Annotated in this window: 17 protein-coding genes and 1 pseudogene; 3 read left to right on the top strand and 15 right to left on the bottom strand. The window is 72.2% G+C overall.

Annotated elements, in window-relative coordinates:
• Positions 1-49: 49 nt before the first annotated feature.
• Positions 50-148 (bottom strand): annotated as a pseudogene (locus tag AC067A_RS30960) (IS5/IS1182 family transposase); the annotation flags it as partial.
• Positions 149-225: 77 nt separating this feature from the next.
• Here AC067A_RS30960 and AC067A_RS30955 point away from each other — a divergent pair.
• The gene (locus tag AC067A_RS30955; protein ID WP_479246057.1) at positions 226-549 is read left to right on the top strand and encodes a YkvA family protein; all 324 of its coding nucleotides are present in this window, start codon (positions 226-228) and stop codon (positions 547-549) included.
• A gap of 33 nt (positions 550-582) precedes the next feature.
• Here AC067A_RS30955 and AC067A_RS30950 read toward each other — a convergent pair whose 3' ends face one another.
• The 4 genes from AC067A_RS30950 to AC067A_RS30935 all read right to left on the bottom strand — a co-directional run bounded on the left by AC067A_RS30950 (position 583) and on the right by AC067A_RS30935 (position 4,667).
• Positions 583-1,389 carry a phosphatase PAP2 family protein gene (locus AC067A_RS30950; RefSeq protein WP_479246055.1) on the bottom strand — a complete coding sequence of 269 codons (807 nt, stop codon included), beginning with the start codon at positions 1,387-1,389 and terminating at the stop codon, positions 583-585.
• A gap of 48 nt (positions 1,390-1,437) precedes the next feature.
• Positions 1,438-2,415, bottom strand: coding sequence for a YihY/virulence factor BrkB family protein (locus tag AC067A_RS30945; protein WP_479246053.1), 978 nt, complete (start codon positions 2,413-2,415; stop codon positions 1,438-1,440).
• Positions 2,381-4,216 (bottom strand): bifunctional phosphatase PAP2/diacylglycerol kinase family protein, encoded by a 1,836-nt coding sequence (locus tag AC067A_RS30940; RefSeq protein WP_479246051.1) that lies wholly within the window; start codon positions 4,214-4,216, stop codon positions 2,381-2,383. Before AC067A_RS30940 ends, AC067A_RS30945 begins: the two co-directional genes overlap by 35 nt.
• 211 nt (positions 4,217-4,427) lie before the next feature.
• Positions 4,428-4,667, bottom strand: a complete 240-nt coding sequence (locus tag AC067A_RS30935; protein ID WP_479246049.1) for a hypothetical protein — start codon at positions 4,665-4,667, stop codon at positions 4,428-4,430.
• 112 nt (positions 4,668-4,779) lie between these two features.
• Between AC067A_RS30935 and AC067A_RS30930 the strand changes: the two genes are divergently transcribed.
• On the top strand, positions 4,780-5,703 hold the full coding sequence (locus tag AC067A_RS30930; protein WP_479246048.1) for a YihY/virulence factor BrkB family protein: 924 nt from the start codon (positions 4,780-4,782) through the stop codon (positions 5,701-5,703).
• On the opposite strand, the gene AC067A_RS30925 is transcribed toward AC067A_RS30930, so the two are convergent.
• The 10 genes from AC067A_RS30925 to AC067A_RS30880 form a co-directional block, all read right to left on the bottom strand.
• Positions 5,694-6,911, bottom strand: a complete 1,218-nt coding sequence (locus tag AC067A_RS30925) for a phospholipase D-like domain-containing protein (protein WP_479246047.1) — start codon at positions 6,909-6,911, stop codon at positions 5,694-5,696. The genes AC067A_RS30930 and AC067A_RS30925 overlap by 10 nt on opposite strands.
• Positions 6,912-7,039: 128 nt before the next feature.
• Entirely contained in the window at positions 7,040-8,410 is a 1,371-nt protein-coding gene (locus AC067A_RS30920) for an LLM class flavin-dependent oxidoreductase (RefSeq protein ID WP_479246045.1), read from the bottom strand.
• Positions 8,411-8,579: 169 nt separating this feature from the next.
• Entirely contained in the window at positions 8,580-9,722 is a 1,143-nt protein-coding gene (locus AC067A_RS30915; RefSeq protein ID WP_479246044.1) for an ABC transporter permease, read from the bottom strand.
• Positions 9,719-10,543, bottom strand: a complete 825-nt coding sequence (locus AC067A_RS30910; protein WP_479246043.1) for an ABC transporter ATP-binding protein — start codon at positions 10,541-10,543, stop codon at positions 9,719-9,721. The genes AC067A_RS30915 and AC067A_RS30910 overlap by 4 nt, the downstream gene beginning before the upstream one ends.
• A gap of 5 nt (positions 10,544-10,548) precedes the next feature.
• Positions 10,549-11,586, bottom strand: coding sequence for an ABC transporter substrate-binding protein (locus tag AC067A_RS30905; protein WP_479246041.1), 1,038 nt, complete (start codon positions 11,584-11,586; stop codon positions 10,549-10,551).
• Between the two features lie 23 nt (positions 11,587-11,609).
• On the bottom strand, positions 11,610-12,167 hold the full coding sequence (ssuE, locus tag AC067A_RS30900) for an NADPH-dependent FMN reductase (RefSeq protein WP_479246040.1): 558 nt from the start codon (positions 12,165-12,167) through the stop codon (positions 11,610-11,612).
• Positions 12,168-12,187: 20 nt separating this feature from the next.
• Positions 12,188-13,123 (bottom strand): TauD/TfdA dioxygenase family protein, encoded by a 936-nt coding sequence (locus tag AC067A_RS30895; RefSeq protein ID WP_479246039.1) that lies wholly within the window; start codon positions 13,121-13,123, stop codon positions 12,188-12,190.
• A 760-nt stretch (positions 13,124-13,883) separates the two neighbouring features.
• Complete coding sequence (locus AC067A_RS30890; RefSeq protein ID WP_479246038.1) at positions 13,884-14,213, bottom strand: STAS domain-containing protein; 330 nt, start codon at positions 14,211-14,213, stop codon at positions 13,884-13,886.
• On the bottom strand, positions 14,210-15,550 hold the full coding sequence (locus AC067A_RS30885; protein ID WP_479246037.1) for a PP2C family protein-serine/threonine phosphatase: 1,341 nt from the start codon (positions 15,548-15,550) through the stop codon (positions 14,210-14,212). Before AC067A_RS30885 ends, AC067A_RS30890 begins: the two co-directional genes overlap by 4 nt.
• A complete protein-coding gene (locus AC067A_RS30880; RefSeq protein ID WP_479246094.1) occupies positions 15,550-16,350 on the bottom strand; it encodes an alpha/beta fold hydrolase in 801 nt (266 codons plus the stop codon). The genes AC067A_RS30885 and AC067A_RS30880 overlap by 1 nt, the downstream gene beginning before the upstream one ends.
• A gap of 395 nt (positions 16,351-16,745) precedes the next feature.
• On the opposite strand from AC067A_RS30880, the gene AC067A_RS30875 reads away from it, so the two are divergent.
• Positions 16,746-17,912, top strand: a complete 1,167-nt coding sequence (locus AC067A_RS30875) for a Rieske 2Fe-2S domain-containing protein (RefSeq protein WP_479246035.1) — start codon at positions 16,746-16,748, stop codon at positions 17,910-17,912.
• Positions 17,913-18,094: the final 182 nt, after the last annotated feature.

The raw sequence follows: 18,094 nt of genomic DNA, 5'->3' as shown, positions 1-18,094 counted from the left end.
GCCCGCGGCGCGGGCGAGGTTGTACGGGTGGGCGACGACCTGGGGCCCCATGGCGGGGTCCGTTGCCGCGCCGCCGGCGGTCGCGGAGGATCTCGCAGTGCCTCATGCGGGCGAAGGTATGCTCGACGCGGGCCCGGACCCGTCGGTGCCGAAGCCTCGCCGACAGGAGCGGATGCCGCTGTCCGTGCCCCGCACGGCCGGGGCGTCACGGGGTAGGAGAGCGGCATGGACAGTACCTTCTGGCTCATCGTGGCCGTAGTTCTCGTGCTCGTGGTGGCAGGCGCCGCGGCCGTTCTGCTCGTGCGCGTGTTCCGCGCTCGCAGGACGCTCCTGGACGCAGGTGTCCCGTTGCAGTCCAAGGCCCTGTTCTGGGCGGCGGTGGTCTACACGATCTCGCCGATCGACCTCGTACCGGATCCGGTCTACCTGGACGACATCGGCGTACTCCTGATCGCCCTGCGGGCACTGCACGCGGCAGCCGCCAAAAGCGGGGCGAATCCCGAGCAGCGGCCCGCGGCATCGGGAAAACCCCGGCCGACGGGTCGGTGAGGGTACCGCCGTCGCGGTGAGGCCGGCCCCGCGTCATCGGGAGCCGGGCGGGCCCACCGGCTCCGGGGAGTCCGTCACGATCTCGGGCTCCAGGCCCTCGGTGGGGGCGGTGCGCGAGCGGCCGATGTCGCCGCGCCACGCCTCGAAGGCGAGCGTGGTCGCGGTCACCACCGCCAGTCCCAGCAGCCAGCCCCCGACCACGTCGCTCACCCAGTGCACCCCGAGCGCGACCCGCGTGTAGCTCACGCCGAGCACCGCCACCGCCGCCAGGACCCACGGCAGCGGCCGCCAGGCACGCGGTACCAGGGGGAGCAGGACCAGCAGCAGGACGGCACAGGAGGTGGTGGCCGTCATGGCGTGCCCGGAGGGGAAGGAGAAGCCGGGCGCGTGGGCGACGGGATCCGGCAGGTGCGGCCGGACACGCTGGACCACGTTCTTGACCAGCAGCCCGGCCAGCCCGCCGGCCGTCGCGGTGACGGCCGCCCAGGCGGCGAGGCGGTACGCCCGCCGTCGCAGGAGCCACACCACCGCGCCGGCCACCAGGAGCCGCATGGTCAGCGGCCCCCACGCGACGTGTGTGAGGAAGTCGAGCACTCGTACCCAGGCCGGACTGCCGAGTGCGGAACGGTGCAGCCGCTCGGCCACGTCCTGGTCGAGACGGTGCAGCGGGGCCCAGTGCGACTCCACCAGCACCAGAGCGAGGGAGAACGGGACGGCTGCCAGGGCGGTGAGGGCCGCGCCCGCCACCAGCCGTACGCCGAACCGGGTGTCGGCCCGGCCGTGGCCGATGACGAGCCGTCCGAGACGGTGCCGCCAGGGATGGGTGGAACGCTCGGTCATGGTCGGTACGGTTCCTTTCCGTCGGGGAGTTCGGGAGGGCCGGTCGGCTCAGACCCCGGGGTCCTCGGTGATCGGTGTCGTCACCCCCGCCCGTACGGCCTCCAGCTGGGCGGCGAAGGAAAGGCCCAGGAACAGCGCGAGCGAGGTGAGGTACGACCACAACAGCAGTGCCATGAACGCGCTCAGCGGCCCGTACACGGTGGTGAAGGAGCCTCCGGAGCCGACGTACAGGCTCAGTGCCCACGTCGCGCCCAGCCACAGCAGCAGATGGACGGTGGCACCGAAGGCGAGCCAGGTGTGGCCCGGTTGGGCGCGCCGGGGCGAGCGGCGGAAGACGACACTGGTGGCGATCACCGCCAACAGGATCCCCAGAGGCCAGCGCAGCACGTCCCACGCGCGGGACGTGGCCGGCTCCAGGTGGTAGACCTCGATCAGGGCCCGGTTCAGGTCGGATCCGAGGACGGTGACGCAGAAGCTCAGTCCGAGGGGCACCCCGGCCAGTACCGCCATCACCAGCCCACGGGCGTACTTGTGGAGGAACGGCCGGTCGCGCTCCACGCCGTATATGCGGTTCGCGCCGCGCTCCACCTGGCACATGGCCGTGGTGACGTTCGCGACGGAGAACAGCAGGCCGAGCCAGAGGGCGGCCGCGCCGCCCTCCCCCGCGTGCCGCCGGCTCTCCCGCAGGGCGTCGTCCACCACGTCCTGGCTCGGACCGCTGATCCGGCGGATCGTCAGCTCGGCGATCCGCCCGATGTCCTCGGTGTGCAGCACCCCGGACAGCCCGATGACGGCGATGGCCAGCGGAAGGATCGCCAGGACGGTCTGCAGGGCGAGGGCCCGGGAGTGGCTGAACCCGTCGGCGTAACGGAACCGTAGGAAAGAATCCCGTACGAGGGACCAGCGTCCGTAGCGGCGGAGCGCGGCCCAGGCCTCCTCGCCCGACAGGGCTTCCCCCCGCTGACGGAGCTCGGCCTCCACGGCCTTGACCTCACTGCGCTGCGGTACGCGCGTCGCGGTGCCCATGGTCCCCTCCTTCTCCTCCGGCCCGCGCCGGGACGTCCGGCCCCTCCGGGGTGCCTGCCCGCGTCGGGATGTCTTCCGGCGTCGGTGGGACCGCTGCCGCCGGGGTGTCTGCTCCCGCCAGAGCGCCTGTCCTTGTCGGGATGCCTGTCCTTGTCGGGGCGTCTGCCCCCGCCGGGGCCGGGAGGCACACCCGCAGTGCCCCCGGCTCGACCTCCGCGGTGAGGCGGGTGCCCGCGGGGAAGACGTCGCCGTCGAGCTCGCGCGGCTGGGGCCGGGCGAAGCGGAGGTCGATCCGGGCCGCGCCGAAGTACTCCAGGGCGCCGTGCGCGAGGGGCCGTTTCCCCGTGCCGGACGCGCGCTGCCGCCGGCCGCCCGGTGCGCGCGAGGCGAGGTACCCGGCTGCGGCGAGCCAGCCGGTCACCCCGCGCGGGTCGAGCAGGACGACCTCGAGCCTGCCGCTGTCCGGCCGGGCGTCCGGCAGCAGCGGCAGCCCGCCCTGAAGGGTCCCGACGTTGCCGATGACGACCATGCGGGCCCGCCGCTCCAACGGGGCGCCCCCGTCCAGCCGGATCGACAGCCGCATCCGGGCGTCCCCCAGATGCCGTACGGCCGAGACCACGTACGCGGCCCAGCCCAGGCGCTCCTTGAGCCGCGCCGAGGCGTCCCGGACCATGGCGGCGTCGAACCCGGCACCCGCCATGACCGCGAACCGGGTCGGCGCGATCCCGTCGCCCCGTATCCGTCCCACGTCGAGGCCGACGGCCTGCCCGCGGAGGGCCTCCCGCAGAGCGGCCACGGGCTCGCTCGGCAGCCGCAGGTTACGGGCGAGGAGGTTCCCGGTGCCGCAGGGGACGATCGCCAGGGGGAGCCCGGTCCCGGCCACCGCGTCCACGCAGGCGCGTACGGTACCGTCCCCGCCGCAGACGACGACCAGATCCGTGTGCCTCCCGCCGAGGCACGAGGCCAGGTCACCGGACGGGTCCCCGGCCGTCGTCTCCGTCCACCGCTGCTCCGCGTAGCCGTGGTCGCGCAGCAGGGCCCGTACCCGGGCCGCGGTCCCGTCGCCGCACGCGAGCGGGTGGCGCACCACCACGGCCCGCCGCCCGCTGTGCGCGGCGGGGGCCGGGGCGGGCGGCTCCTCCTCCCTGGGGCGCGGCAGCAGGGCGGCCGCCACCAGGGCCAGCGTGCAGGCGCCGTTCAGCAGCCCCGCCACCACGTCGGAGGTGTGGTGCATGCCCCGGTACACCCGGGAGACCGCCACGAACAGCGGGATCACGAGGAGCAGCCCCACCACGAGGTGTCGTCGAACGCCCTGCAGACGCCGGGACGCGAGGACGGCCAGCCCGCCGAAGAGGGCGACGGAGGCCCCGACGTGGCCGGAAGGGAAGCTGGACGTCGGCGGTGCCGGGTCCAGGTGGGGCACGTCGGGGCGTTCGCGGTTCACGACGAGGGTGACCAGCAGGAAGACCGCGGACTGCGCGGCCACCGCCACGGCGAGGAACGCCGCCTCCCGCCATCGGGGCACGCGGGGCGCCACGAGCAGGACGGCCGTACACACGAGGGTGAGGGCGATCACGATCTCCGTGCCGGCCAGCAGGGACGCCCCGTCGGTGAGCGCGGTGGCGAAAGGGGTACGCCGGGCCGCGAGGGCGCGGTTGACCCCGTCCTCCGCCGACAGCGGCCAGTGCTGTGCGAGGGGACCGGTCACCAGCAGCCCCAGCACGGCGACCACGGCCGTCTGCACGGGTAGCAACAGGAGCGGACGGCCCGGCCTGGCCCCCGCCTCGGGTGAGTTCGTCATTGGGGCCGTGTTACCTGTCAGGCGCGGGTCATGCGCCCTTGGGGCCGTTCCGACCGTGACCAGGGCTCCACGCCGTCGTGGACGGAGGTCACGGCCGAGGCCGCTCCCCCTCGGTGTCCGACCGTCGCGGTCGCCCTCTTTCTCTCCGTCAGATCTGCCACCCCTGGGACGCCCCTGTCACGAGGTGGTCACACGACCGGCCGGACGGGGCCTAATCGGGCTGTTCCGAGGGTGCCGGGGTGCCCGGGCCGGCGGCTGGACGGTGCTCGCTCCGTTCGCCGGTGGCTTTCTGCCGCTCGCCGTCCTCGTCGGCTTCGTCGGTCCGGGGGCGCTCGCCTCCGGTGACCCGGATGTCCGGTGCGTCCGGTCCCGGCGCGGGCAGGTCCGGTGTGACGGCGTCGGGCGTCGCCGGGACCGGGTCGGGAAGCTCTGGCTCGGGGGTGCTGTGCATCGGATTCTCCTCGTTCGATTCCACGTGGGTTCCGCACCTCGGCTGCCCCTCTCCGCGGTTCTCATTCCTCCGCTGTGGTGATGAGAGCGGCGACGCCGGGCAGGAGGACACCGTGACATCGAACACTCTCCGCACGCGCCGGAGCACCCCGGGAGACCGGCTCGTCGAGTCGCTGAGGCGCGCCCGCTCGAACCTGGGGAGCACCGCCGTACGCCTCTGGGACGACAACATCGCCGACTACGCGGCGGCCCTCACCTACTACGCGGTGTTGGCACTCGTGCCCGCCCTGCTCGTCTCGGTCTCCCTGGTGGGACTGGCCGGGACCGGCACCCGCGAGCGCCTGATCCGCGACCTCACCTCCTACGCCCCTCCCCAGTCGGCCCAGGTGCTCCGAGAGGCCCTGGAGGGCCTCACCTCTGCCCCGTCCTCCCTGTGGGCGCTGCTCGTCAGCGGAGTCCTGAGCGCACTGTGGTCCGCCTCCAGCTACTTGGCGGTCTTCCGTCGCGCTCTGCACGCGATGCACCGGCTGCCCGACACACGGCCGCCGCTGCGTGCGGCGCACGTCCTCGTCCTCACCGCCGGCGTGCTGTTGGCCCTGCTCGTCGCGGGCGCCGCGAGCCTCGTCGCGACCGGCCCCGTGGCCCGTCGGCTCGCAGCGGCCGCCGGCCACTCGGGCACGGACGCCATGGCCGTCCTGCGGTGGCCGGTGCTCCTGGTGATCGTCACGGCGCTGATCCTCATCCTCTACCGGACCGGACCCGCCCAGGCCCGCGGCGCGCGCCGGGGGTTTCCGGGCGGCGCCCTGGCGGCCTTCCTGTGGCTCGGCGCTTCGGCGCTCTTCACCCTCTACACGCAGTTCGGGACCTACAGCCGCCTCTACGGTTCGCTGGCGGGGGTCGTCGTCTTCCTCGTGTGGCTGTGGTTCAGCAACCTGGCCCTGCTCGCCGGCGCGCAGTTCAACGCGGTGCTCGCACGGCCCGGGCGACGAACCGGCGAGGCGCCGGCGGACGCCGCGACGGCCTCCTCCTACAGGTAGCGGCGGATGGGGAGCACCGCGGTCTCCCGGGCGCGCTGCAACAGCGAGCGCCGCTTCCACCGGTCCGGGCTGATCAGTTCGCTGACCTCGAGGTCCTCGTCGTAGTGCGCGTCGAGGGTGGCGGTGAACTTGGCGTCCATGACGGCGAGCATGACCTCCTCGTCGTGATCGAGGGAGCGGCGGTTGAAGTTCGTGGAGCCGATCAGGGACACGACGCCGTCCATGGTGACGACCTTCGCGTGCATCATGGTCGGCTGGTACTGGTGGATGCGCACGCCGCAGGCGGTCAGCTCCTCGTAGCGGTGCTGACCCGCCAGCTGGCACACCCGCTTGTCCGTGTAGGGGCCGGGCAGCAGGATCTCGACTTCCACGCCTCGGCGGGCCGTGGCGCAGAGCAGGTCGATGAAGTAGCTGTCGGGCGCGAAGTAGGCGGTCGCCAGACGGACCCGTTCCTCGGCCGATTCGAGGATCACGCGCATCAGGGTCTGCATGTCCTGCCAGCCGAAGCTGGCCGAGCCGCGGACCACCTGCACGATGGCGCTCCCGCTCGGGCGGTGGCTCACGAACCGGTCGCGTTCGTCGAAGAGTTCCGTGTGGCATTCGGCCCAGTTCTGGGCGAAGGCGGCGGCGATGCCGTCCACGGCGGGGCCCTGGACCTCGACGTGCGTGTCCCGCCACTCGTGGGGGTTGCGCGCGTCACCGCACCACTCCTCGGCGATCCCGACGCCTCCGGTGAAAGCGGTCCGCTCGTCGACCACGAGGACCTTGCGGTGACAGCGGTGGTTCTGCTTGAGCGGTGAGAGGTAGAGCGGCTTGCGGAACCAGGCGACCTCGACTCCGGCCTCGCTCATCCGGTCCAGCAGGTCCCGCTCTATCAGGCGGCTGCCGAAGCCGTCCAGCAGCAGCCTCACCCGTACCCCCGCACGCGCCCGGTCGGACAGGGCGACGGCGAAACGCCGCGCGATGTCACCCCGCCAGTAGACGAAGGTCATCATGTCGACGGTGTGACGGGCGCTGTCGATCGCGTCCAGCATCGCGGCGAAGATCTCGTCCCCGTTGCGCAGAGGACGTACGGCGTTGCCCTCGGTCGCCGCAACGCCGATGAGCCTTTCCAGGCGCCGACGTATGCGGTGGATCCGTTCGTCGACCGGGCCGCTGTCGGCCGTCGCGGTCGTTGCACCGCCGAAAGGCGTTTCTCTGTCAGACATACCGGTACTCCTCGGTCGGGCCGTCGGCGATCAGGATCACATGCGACAGCATCCAGGAGTCCGGCCGCTTCGCAGCACCGTGCCCCGCCGAGCTGGCGCGCGGCGGGGCACGGCAAGGGCCGAATCTATCAATGGCCTCCGTGGCGGACCGGCCCCTCCGGGCTCACCTGTACGCCGTCCCGCGCGTAGCGGTTGACCGGACGCGGCAGGCCGTAGTTCTCGCGGAGAGTGCGGGCGGTGTACTCGGTGCGGAAGAGGCCGCGGCGCTGGAGGATCGGCACGACGTGGTCGACGAAGTCGGTCAGGCCGGTCGGCAGGACGGGGGCCATGATGTTGAAGCCGTCGGCGGCTCCCTGCGTGAACCACTCCTCCAGCTGGTCGGCGATCTGCTCGGGGGTGCCGGCGAAGGTGCGGTGACCGCGGCCGGCGCCGAGGCGGGCGATCAGCTCGCGCAGGCTGAGCCCGTCGCGGCGGGCGAGCTCGGCGACGAGGGTGAAGCGGCTCTTGTTGCCGTTGATGTCCCGCTCCTCGGGGAGGTCGGGCAGCGGGCCGTCCAGGGGCAGGCCGGTGAGGTCCACGTTCAGCATGCCGGAGAGCTGGGCGAGGCCGTACTCGGGGATCTGGAGGTCGGTGAGCTGCTGTTCGAGGGCCTTCGCCTCGGCCTCGGTGGACCCGATGACGGGGGCGATGCCGGGCAGGACGAGCAGGTCGCTCTCGGCCCGGCCGTACCGGGCGAGCCGGGACTTGAGGTCCTTGTAGAAGGCCTGGCCGTCGGCGAGGGTCTGCTGGGCGGTGAAGACGGCCTCGGCGTACCGGGCGGCGAACTCCTTGCCGTCCTCGGAGGATCCGGCCTGCACGAGCAGCGGGTACCCCTGCGGGGAGCGCGGCACGTTGAGCGGTCCGGCGACGCCGAAGTGCTCGCCGCGGTGGGCGGCGGGGTGGAGCTTGTCGGTGTCGGCGTAGATGCCGCGCTCCTTGTCGAGGACGATCGCGTCGTCCTCCCAGCTGTCCCAGAGCTTGAGGGCGACGTCGAGGAACTCGCGGGCCCGCTCGTAGCGGCGGGCATGCTCCAGGTGCTCGTCGCGGTTGAAGTTGCGGGCCTCGTCGACGCTGCCGGAGGTGACGATGTTCCAGCCGGCGCGGCCGCCGCTGATGTGGTCGAGGGAGGCGAACTTCCGGGCCAGGTTGTAGGGCTCGTTGAAGGTGGTGGAGACGGTGGCGATCAGTCCGATGTGCTCGGTGACGGCGGCGATCGCGGAGAGCAGGGTGAGCGGCTCGAAGCCGCCGAGGGCGTTGTAGCGTGCCTTGCCCCAGAGCGCGACCCCGTCGGCGAAGAAGATGGAGTCGAGCCTTCCGCGCTCGGCGGTGCGGGCCAGCTCCTGGAAGTACCGCAGGTCGGTCGCGCGTTCGGGGCTGCTGTCGGGGTGGCGCCAGGCGGCGTCGTGGTGTCCGGCGTTCATGAGGAACGCGTTGAGGTGGAGGGTGCGGGATGCGGTCATGTCCGGTCCTGGGGTTTCGGTGGCGAGACGGTGGCTGCTCGGGGCGCGGCCGACCGGCGGGGGCGGTGAGCCGGCTGCGGGACGGGCGGCCGGGGCCGCGGGCGGCGGGCGCTCTCGTCCCCGCGGGCGGCGCTCTCGTCCGCTGCGCGGCGTCGTAAGGCGAGCGGGATCAGGCCGGGACGCGCCAGAGGCTGAGACGGCGTTCGATCGTGACCAGCAGCTGGTTGAAGGCCACGCCGATGGCGGAGATCGTGACGATGCCCGCGTACATCTGCGGGATCGCGAAGTTGAACTGCGAGGCGTTGATCAGGTAGCCGAGGCCTGCCTTGGCGCCGATCATCTCGGCGGCCACGAGGACGAGGATGGACACGGCCCCGGCGAGCCGGATGCCGGTGAAGACGGCCGGCACGGAGGCCGGGAGGATCACCTTCTGGAAGAGCCTCGGGGTGGACAGGTCCATCGAGCGCCCCAGCCTGATCAGCGTGGGGTCGGCGTTGCCGACGGCGCTGATGGTGTTCAGCAGGATCGGCCAGACGCAGGCGTAGACGACGATGGAGACCTTCGACGTCTCCCCGATGCCGAGGAGCAGCACGAAGACCGGCAGCAGGGCGAGGGCCGCGGTGTTCCGGAACACCTCGAGGAGCGGGCCGAGGACGGCGGCCACGGGCCGGTACCAGCCGATGAGCAGGCCGAGCGGGACGGCGACGGCCACGGCGATCCCGAAGCCGCCGAAGGAGCGGGTCAGGCTGGCCGAGGTGTGCTCGACGAGCTGGCCGTTGCCCAGCAGTTCCCACCAGGCCTCGCCGACCACGCTGACGGGCGGCAGGAAGGTGGCGTCGACCAGGCCGAGCCGGGGCGCGGCCTCCCATACGGCGAACAGGGCGAGCAGGGCGGCCGAGCGCAGTCCGACGGCCTTCAGCCCCCGCGCCAGTGCCCTTACGAGCCGCCGGGCGCGCCGGGCCGCCGGGGTCGGGGTCTTGAGCAGGTCGCCGGCCGCCGGGGACCCGCGGTCCCGGCCGGCGACCGGGGCTGCGGGCGAAGCCGGGGTGCGGACGTCCTCCTCGGGCCCGGCCAGGACGGCGGCGCGGGCCGGGTCGGTGGAACCGGGCGCGTGATCCGCGGGTGCGGACCGGTCGGTGGACGTCGCCGGCCCGGGGTCCCGTTCGGCGGCCGGAGCGGTCGGCGGGGCCGGGGGCCCGCCCGTATCCGGCTCCGGCGCCGTGGCCGGGGCCGCCGGGGTTCGGACGTCTTCGCCGGACCCCGCCAGGACAGTGGCGCCCTGGGTGCTCGCGAGGGTGGTGTCGGTGGTCATACGGTGGCCTCCTCCTTCTCCAGTTGCTGCGCGCGCGCCACCTCGTCGTGGAGCAGGGTCCAGATCTCGTGGCGGTAGCGGGCGAACTCCGGGCTGGATCGCAGGTCCTCGCCCTGGAGTCCGGCGGTGCGGGCCTCCCCGAAGGAGATGGGGACGACCTCCTTGATGCGCCCGGGGCGGGAGGTCATGACGGCCACCTTCTGGCCGAGGTAGACCGCCTCCTCGATGCCGTGCGTGATGAAGACGACCGTCTTGCCCGTGCGCTGCCAGATGCGGCGCAGCTCGTCCTGGAGGGACTCCCTGGTCTGGGCGTCGAGTGCGGCGAACGGCTCGTCCATCAGCAGCACGTCCGGGTCGTACGCCAGCGAGCGGGCGATCGCGACGCGCTGGCGCATGCCGCCGGAGAGCTCGTGCGGGTGCCGGTCCTCGAATCCGGTGAGTCCGACCAGTTCCAGGAACTCCCTTGCCCGGTAGGTTCGTTGACGTCTCGGTACGCCGGTCGCCTCCAGGCCGAACTCGACGTTTCCGAGCGCCGTCCGCCAGGGCAGCAGCGCGTACTGCTGGAAGACGATGCCCCGGTCGAGGCCGGGCCCGGTGACCGGTTTGCCGTCGAGCAGGATTCGGCCGGACGTCGGCCGGGACAGGCCGCCGAGGAGGTCCAGGAGGGTGGACTTCCCGCAGCCGCTGGGGCCCACGACGACCATGAACTCCCCGGCCGGGATCTCCAGGTCGATGCCGTCGAGTGCGGTGAACTCCTCTTTGTTCTTCCTTCCCTTCGCCGGGAAGGCCTTCGTCACTGCCTCGAACACGATCCTCGCCATGCCGGTCAGCCCTTCCCGTAACCGTTGAACTCGTTGGTGTAGAGGTCGGACGGCTTGAGCTGCCCCTTCTTGATCTCGCCGCGCTCACCGAGCCAGTCGAGCCAGAGCTGGAACTCCTTGTCGGGTATCCGGCCTCCCGGCTCGGCGATCCCGTAGGAGCGCCAGTACTTCAGGGCGGCGGTGTCCTCGTTGCGGCCGCGCTTCTTGACGATCTCCGTCATCCGCGCGATGACCTCGTCGCGCGGGGTGGTGCGGGACCACTCGATGGCCTTGGCCACGCCGGTCGTGAAGGTCCGTACGGTGTCCGGGTTCTGCTTGATGAAACGCTTGGTCATGATGTACGTGCCCGCACTGAACGGGCCGAGGAGCTCGACGTCCGTGAACAGCGGGCGGATGCCGCCGCCGGCGACGGCCTTGTCGCGCAGGATCCCGGTGAGCACGCCGACCTCGATCTGCTTCTGGCGAAGCGCCTGTTCGGTGTTGACCGGCGGCACCACGAGGGGCTCGACCTTCCCCGCGTCGGCCTTGGAGAGGCCGTTGCGACTCAGGTAGAGGTCGAGCAGGGCCTGGTAGTGCGCGCCCAGGGTGTTCATCCCGACCTTCTTGCCGATCAGGTCGCGGGCCGAGCGGATCGGGCTGTCCTCCAGGACGAAGTAACCGGCGTAGGAGTACTTGTCGGAGCCGTAGGAGGAGATGACGGCCTTGATCGGGGCGTTGCCGGCGGCGAGCTTGATGACCGCGCCGTTGAAGGCACTGCCGAAGTGCGTCTGGCCGGTGGCGGCGGACTGGATGTCCTGCGGACCGCTGATGGTGTTGCCGACCCATTCGAGCTTGACGTCCTCGAAGTAGCCCAGGTCGGCGGCGAGTTCGGGCAGGGAGACCGTTCCGACCCCTCCCTGGTACTTCAGGGTCTTGATCTGCGCGCCGGAGCCCGAGCCGCCGCCGGCGGTGGCCGTGCCGCAGCTCACCGCGGCCGCCGAGATGCCGAGCAGGGTGAGGAACTGGCGACGGGAGGTGGTGGTCGAGGTGAAGGCTGCGGCCATGACGGTTCCTTTTCGGTACGGGGTTACGGGGTGGCGGTGAGCTCGGCGGCGGGGGCGGAGCGCAGGGCGTCGGCGAACTCGTCGACGGCCTGGTAGAGGTCCAGCTCCGCCTCGGGCCGCAGCCGGTCGGGGCCGCTGCCGCGCTCGACGGAGGAGTCGAGGACGAACCGGCCCGCCGTGACGTGCCGGGCGCCGAGCGCGGCGAGCACGGGGCGCAGGGCGTAGTCGATGGTCAGGACGTGGGCGAGGCTGCCGCCGGTGGCCAGGGGCAGGATCGTCTTCCCGGCCAGCCCGTCCTGCGGGAGCAGGTCGAGGAAGGCCTTGAGCAGGCCGGTGTACGAGGCCTTGTAGACCGGGGTCGCGATGACCAGGCCGTCGGCCTCGGCGACGGCTTCGAGCGCCCGGCGGATGGCCGGCTCACCGCGGCGGGCGGAGAGCAGGTCGGCGGCGGGCAGGTCGCGTACGGAAAGGTGCGCGGTCTCGAAACCGGAGTGCGCCAAGCGGCGCACCACGTGGTCGGAGACGACGACGGTACGGGAGTGGGCGGAGGGGCTGCCGGTGATGGCGAGCAGGTTGGGCACGGGGGCTCCTTGCGGGACGGTCAGACGGCGGTCGAAGCTCCGGAGGCGATGCCGAAGGCGGGGTCCGGAACGGTCTCGGGGCTGATCAGGCGGGACGGCACCCCGTCGGGCCCGACCGGAACGTCCCCGTCGACCGTCACGCGGCGCAGGGTGCGCTCGTGCTCGTCGGAGTCGTCCACGCCGTAGTGCTGGGTGGCGCGGTTGTCCCAGATCGCGACGTCACCGGCCCGCCACTGCCAGCGCACGGTGTTCTCGGGGCGCTCGATGTGCGCCTGGAAGAGGTCCAGCAGGGCGCGCGAGTCGCGGCCGGTGAGCCCGTCGATGCGCTGGACGAAGTTGCCGAGCAGCAGAGCGCGTTCGCCGGTCTCGGGGTGTACGCGGACCACCGGGTGCTCGGTGAGGAACGAGGTGGAGGTGAACACCTCGCGGTACTGCGCCAGCGCCTCGGGCAGCGCGTCGGGGTGGAGGGCGGCGTAGTCGTACTCGTTCGAGTGAAGCGCGCGCAGGCTGTCGGCGAGGGCCCGCAGGGGCTCGGGAAGGCCGGCGTAGGCGGTGGCCGTGTTGGCCCAGAGGGTGTTGCCGCCGTACGGGGGGACGGTGACGGCGCGGAGGATGGAGAAGGCGGGGTAGGCGGGGACGAAGGTGACGTCGGTGTGCCACTGGTTGGCGCGGGCACCGTGGTGGGAGTCGATGCCGAGGGCGTAACGCCCGTCCGCGGAGGGGACGGTGGGGTGGGCGACGGGCGTGCCGAGCAGCCGGGCGAAGGCCTCGTGCGCGGCCTCGTCGAGGTGGTCCTGGTCGCGGAGGAAGACGACCTTGTGGGCGAGCAGCGCGGCCCGGACCTCGGCGACGGCCTCCGCGGGGAGGTCGCCGCCGAGGCGGACGCCGCCGATCTCGGCGCCGATGCGGCCGCCGATCTTGGTGACCGTGGGCAGGGTGGTGGTAGCGGTGGCCATGGAAGCTCCCTGGGGAGGGCGAAGGGGGAACAGGGCTACGGGTGAGCGACCCGCCGCGGTGCGCGGGCAGACGGGTGGTGAGGGAAACGTGGCGCGGAGGTCGTCCCGTGCGGCGGACACGGCCGCGCTGCCTGGGGACGGCGCGGCCTGTCAGGCGCGGCCCCGGTAGTCGGGACGGCGCGGCCCGTCAGGGGCGGCCCCGGTAGTCGGGACGGGGCGGCCCGTCAGGGGCGGCCCCGGTAGTCGGGACGAGCGCCCGGATCAGGTCGCGCTCAGGCCTGACAGCGGCCCGGACACGCGCCCGGCGCGGTACAGGGGCCGGGGGTGTGGAGCCGCGGGACGAGAAGTTCGTTCGCGGACATGTCCCGGAGCGTGTCAGCGCCCCCACCCCCGGTCAACCCCTGCTCCCCTCCCGGCCCCGAACCTGGGCGGTCCCGCGCGCACCCCCGCCGAACTGGCCTTTTGCTGTTCCTCGCGTCCCCATCGCCTCACCTGCGGCGGCCGAAAAGCGTGGCTGGATTTCACGGTCCCGCAACGCCGCCGCCACGCTCCCCGGTCCCGCCGCGCAGAAACGACAGACCGATGCCACCATCCGCGGCATCGACCGGCCGGCCGTGACACCGTTCTTCGGCCACCGTGCGAACGAGTGCGTACGGGTCGCTGAACCCTGTGCCGGCCCCGACGAGAAGAAGGATCGCGGCTTGATCGCGCTGCGGAGTACGAAGCACCACCGATCCGGGTTCGCCCCGGGGAGGGGTGGTCAGGTGGTGGGGGCGTCGGGGTGGATGGTGAAGACCTGGTCGAGGCCGACGATGCGCAGGATGCGCAGCGTGTTGGCGGGGACGGCGGCCAGGACGATGTCGGCGCCGGCGGTCAGAGCGTGCTGGCGGGCGGCGAGGAGGGCGGTGATGCCGCTGGAATCGCAGAACTCCAGACCTGTCAGGTCGATCACCAGGCGCTGGCCGGACTGGAGGGCGAGGCGCTCGACCTCTCGACGCAGCTCGGCGGCGTGGGCGTAGTCCAGGTCGCCGGCGACTTCCACGACGGGGCCGGTGACGGTGGTTCGGTCGGTCATGCTCAGCGGGCTCATCGGGTCTTATTCGTTGTCGGGCGGGGGTGCGGATGGGTGGCGGGTACGCCGAAGGCGAGCAGGGCGGTGTCGTCGTCGAGACCGTCGCCGAATCCGTCCAGCAGTTCGGTCAGCGCGGTGATCGTTTCCTGGGCGGTGGCGCCGGCGTGGGCGGTGGCGAAGGCGTGCAGGGCGTCCTCCCCGTACAGGCTCTCGCGGGTGGCGCCGGTGCGTGCTTCGGTGAGGCCGTCGGTGTAGAGCAGGAGGGTGTCGCCGGGCGCGAGGGTGGTCTCGGCGGTGGTGAAGGACGCGTCGGGAAGGGCGCCGACGAGCAGGCCGCCGGGGGTGGGCAGGAACTCCGCGTGTCCGCCGGCGCGCAGGATCAGGGCCGGCGGGTGGCCGCCGGAGGCGAGCCGGACCACGAGGCGGCCCGGGTCGGCGCCGGTGTCGATGAAGCCGAAGATGGCGGTGCAGTAGCGGGGATCGCCGCCGACGGCGTACCGCTCGTGCAGCGCGGAGTTCAGCGTGGCCAACACCGCGGCCGGTTCCGGGGTGTGGAAGGCGGCGGCACGCAGGGTGTAGCGGGTCAGGGAGGTGACAGCCGCGGCCTCGGGGCCCTTGCCGCACACATCGCCGAGGAAGAAGCCCCAACGGGTGTTGTCGAGGGGGAACAGGTCGTAGAAGTCGCCGCCCAGGCGGTCGGCGGAGGCCGTGTGGTAGTGGACGGCCGTCTCCATCCCCGGCACGGCGGGCAGGGTGACGGGCAGCAGGGACTGCTGCAGCACGGCCAGGGCGTCGGCCAGCCGGGCCCGGTCGGCCTCGGCCTGCCGGTGCGCCGCTTCCGCCTCCGCGCGTGCCTGCTCGGCCTCGGCCCGGGCCTTTTCCGCCTCCTGCTTGCGCCGCAGGAGTTCTTCCTCGTAGGAGCGGCGGTCGGAGGCGTCGAAGACGGTGGTGCGGATCAGCAGCGGCTCGCCCTCGCTGCCGTGCTTGACGGTGGAGGAGACCAGTACAGGCAGTCGGCCGCCGGCGACCTTCATCTCCAGGGCGATGCCGTGCAGCTCCCCCTGCAGCCGCAGCAGCGGCGCGAAGTGCGTCTCGTGGTAGAGCTTGCCACCGACCGTGAGCAGATCGGCGAAACGTCTACGCCCCACCACCGCCCGGCGCTCCAGACCGAGCCACTCCAGCAGCGTGGTGTTGATCTTGGCGATGGTGCCGTCCATCAGCGTGGACAGGTACCCGCAGGGGGCCGACTCGTACAGTTCTTCGACGCTGTCCTCCAGCAGCGCGGTGAACACCGCGTCGGTCGCCGTCCCGTTCCCGGATTCCGTCGGTTCCGGCTCCTCCCCCACCCGGCACATCACAGCGACTCCAGGAAGGCGAGGATCGCCTGAGCGGTGGCCTCGGGCGCGCTCAGCTGCGGGCAGTGACCGGTGGCGTCCAGGGTGACCAGGCGGGAGGAGTGGATCGCGGCGTGGACGTACGCGCCGACCTCGCGGGGGGCGATGACGTCCTGAGCGCACTCCAGCACCAGCGTCGGCACCTTCACGCTCTTCAGGTCCTGGCGGCTGTCGGACAGGAACGTGGTGCGGGCGAAGACCCGCGCGATGTCGGGATCGGTCGCGCAGAAACTGTTGGTCAGCTCCTCCCCGAGCTCGGGGCGCTCCGGGTTGCCCATGATCACCGGGGCTATGGCCGATGACCAGCCCAGATAGTTCGACTCCAGAGAGGCCAGCAGCTCGTCGATGTCCTCCGCGGTGAACCCGCCGCGGTAGCCGTCGTCGTCGATGTAGCACGGCGAGGGCGCGACCATCACCAGCGTCCCGATCCGCTCCGGCGCCGCCCGCGCCGCCAGCACGCCCACCATGGCGCTGACCGAGTGCCCCACGAACACCACCTGCTCGAGATCCAGCTCCCGGCAGACCTCCACCACGTCCTGGGCGTAGCCGTCCAGCGAGGCGTACCGTTCCTCGCTCCAGGCCGACAGGTCCGAACCGCCGGAGCCGACGTAGTCGAACAGCACGACCCGGTAGCGCTCGGACAGGGCCGGCACGACCAGACGCCACAGGTTCTGATCACAGCCGAACCCGTGCGCCAGCACCAGCGTCGGCCCGTTCCGACGGCCGGTGACCGTCACGTTGTTCCTGCGGTAGATGTCCACGCCAGCCATACTTTCATCCGGGGTCGGTACACCCGAACGGCAGGCACGGGCGCTTCCCCCCATGCCCGGCTTCGTGAGGATCATGCGGACGCGCCCAGGCGCATCCGCACCGCGCTGCCGGAGGAGACACCTAGGAACGAGTAGCCACGACAGCGATGACAGAGGCCCGGAACTTCCCGGAGTACCTGACGGCCTCAAAAACGGTCTGCTCCGTCCCCGCCGCCGACGGGGACGAGGTCAAGCGACAGGCCAAGGACCCAGCCGAGGGTAGTGGGCCATTCGGGTGCGGCATGCACGGACGGTCGGCAGACCGACGAATCGCACATCCGAACAGATCGTGTTCGGCTTGTCCCTGTATGAGTGGAGAGTGAGAGCTCGGAGGGAGAGGGACGCGTATGCCCCAGGAGGCCGATGCCACCGTTGCGGATGGGGAGCACGGGCCGCGGGACGGTGACCGCAGGACGCGCGAGGTCGATCTGCGGCGCGTGGGGATCGATCCGGACTTCTGGTACCCCGTCGCCCGGTCGGCGGGCCTGCGCAGGGGCAAGGTCCGCGCGGTGTCCTTCGCGGGGCGGCGCATCGCGCTCTACCGGGGTGCGGGTGGTACCGCGTACGCCTTGGAGGATCGCTGCGCCCACCGGCAGGTGCCGCTGAGCCTGGGCGTGGTGGAGGGCGAGATCCTCCGCTGCTGTTACCACGCCTGGGCCTACCGCGGGAACGGGCGCATCTCGCAGATCCCCTACCTCCCCAAGGGCGCCGAACGACCGCCCCGAGGGGTGCGCTCCTACCCCGTCCGAGAGCGCTACGGACTCGTCTTCGTCTTCCCCGGCGACCCCGCCAGGGCGGCGGACGCCCCCCTGCCCGTCCTCCCCGAGGCGGAATCGGCCCGGCACCGGACGATGATGTTCTCTCGCACGGTGCGCTGCCACTACTCGTTCCTGCACGAGAACCTGCTCGACATGAACCACCAGTTCCTCCACCGGGGCGTCCTGGGCCGGATCCAGCCGAAACTGCTCGGCTACGACAGGGGTCCGAGTTCCGTGGAGGCCAGGTACCTCTTCGTCCCCTCCGGCGGCAGGAAGGACCGGGGCGCGGGCCTGCTCTCCGCCGAGGGCGTGGGCGGCGCCTCGACGCCCGACGTCGTCACCATCCGAACGGAGTACCCCTACCAGACCCTGCGGGCGGTTCCCGAATCGTCCGACTCGGCGGCCTTCTCCCTGTGGGCGGCCTACGTGCCGGAGGACGCCGAGCAGCGTGTGAGCCGGGTCTTCGGTCTGCTCATGATCGCGAAGCCGCCCGTCCCCGGCGCCCTGCACCTGGCCTGGCCGCTGATCCGGCGCTTCACCGAGCGCGTGTTCGCCCAGGACAGGATGGCCGTCGAGGCCGAACAGAGAGCCTGGGACGAGCAGCGGGAAGACCTGAACCAGGAGGTCTTCCCGCTGATCCTGGACGTGCGGAAGGTACTGCGTGCGAACGGCGTCGCCCTCGCTCCCCCGCCTGCCCCCTACCCGGGCTGCCCCGACGCGGACCTGCGCACCGCAAGCCTCGGAAGCACGCCCTGACAGAGGGAGCGAGAACAGTCCGCCACCGGGCACAGCATCAGCTGAAGCTCGATCCGGCTCTGCGGCGAGCAGCGCGACTGCGCGACCCGTCTCCGCCTGCCGACTGCGTTCGCAGCCTCTGGCCCGATGCACGGCGCCCACCTCCGTCCGCTGTCGCCGGACCCTCCCCGGGCGACACGCTT

This window comes from Streptomyces sp. NPDC043176, assembly GCF_056436715.1.
This window is presented reverse-complemented; position numbering and strand designations above follow the sequence as displayed.

What these genes read in the sequence shown, in the direction of transcription:
- AC067A_RS30885 (WP_479246037.1), bottom strand. Translation starts at nt 15,550, where the DNA reads ATGTGCCGGGTGGGGGAGGAGCCGGAACCGACGGAATCCGGGAACGGG.
- AC067A_RS30945 (WP_479246053.1), bottom strand. Translation starts at nt 2,415, where the DNA reads ATGGGCACCGCGACGCGCGTACCGCAGCGCAGTGAGGTCAAGGCCGTG.
- AC067A_RS30935 (WP_479246049.1), bottom strand. Translation starts at nt 4,667, where the DNA reads ATGCACAGCACCCCCGAGCCAGAGCTTCCCGACCCGGTCCCGGCGACG.
- AC067A_RS30905 (WP_479246041.1), bottom strand. Translation starts at nt 11,586, where the DNA reads ATGGCCGCAGCCTTCACCTCGACCACCACCTCCCGTCGCCAGTTCCTC.
- AC067A_RS30910 (WP_479246043.1), bottom strand. Translation starts at nt 10,543, where the DNA reads ATGGCGAGGATCGTGTTCGAGGCAGTGACGAAGGCCTTCCCGGCGAAG.
- AC067A_RS30920 (WP_479246045.1), bottom strand. Translation starts at nt 8,410, where the DNA reads ATGACCGCATCCCGCACCCTCCACCTCAACGCGTTCCTCATGAACGCC.
- AC067A_RS30890 (WP_479246038.1), bottom strand. Translation starts at nt 14,213, where the DNA reads ATGAGCCCGCTGAGCATGACCGACCGAACCACCGTCACCGGCCCCGTC.
- AC067A_RS30925 (WP_479246047.1), bottom strand. Translation starts at nt 6,911, where the DNA reads ATGTCTGACAGAGAAACGCCTTTCGGCGGTGCAACGACCGCGACGGCC.
- AC067A_RS30940 (WP_479246051.1), bottom strand. Translation starts at nt 4,216, where the DNA reads ATGACGAACTCACCCGAGGCGGGGGCCAGGCCGGGCCGTCCGCTCCTG.
- AC067A_RS30950 (WP_479246055.1), bottom strand. Translation starts at nt 1,389, where the DNA reads ATGACCGAGCGTTCCACCCATCCCTGGCGGCACCGTCTCGGACGGCTC.
- AC067A_RS30875 (WP_479246035.1), top strand. Translation starts at nt 16,746, where the DNA reads ATGCCCCAGGAGGCCGATGCCACCGTTGCGGATGGGGAGCACGGGCCG.
- AC067A_RS30915 (WP_479246044.1), bottom strand. Translation starts at nt 9,722, where the DNA reads ATGACCACCGACACCACCCTCGCGAGCACCCAGGGCGCCACTGTCCTG.
- AC067A_RS30955 (WP_479246057.1), top strand. Translation starts at nt 226, where the DNA reads ATGGACAGTACCTTCTGGCTCATCGTGGCCGTAGTTCTCGTGCTCGTG.
- AC067A_RS30895 (WP_479246039.1), bottom strand. Translation starts at nt 13,123, where the DNA reads ATGGCCACCGCTACCACCACCCTGCCCACGGTCACCAAGATCGGCGGC.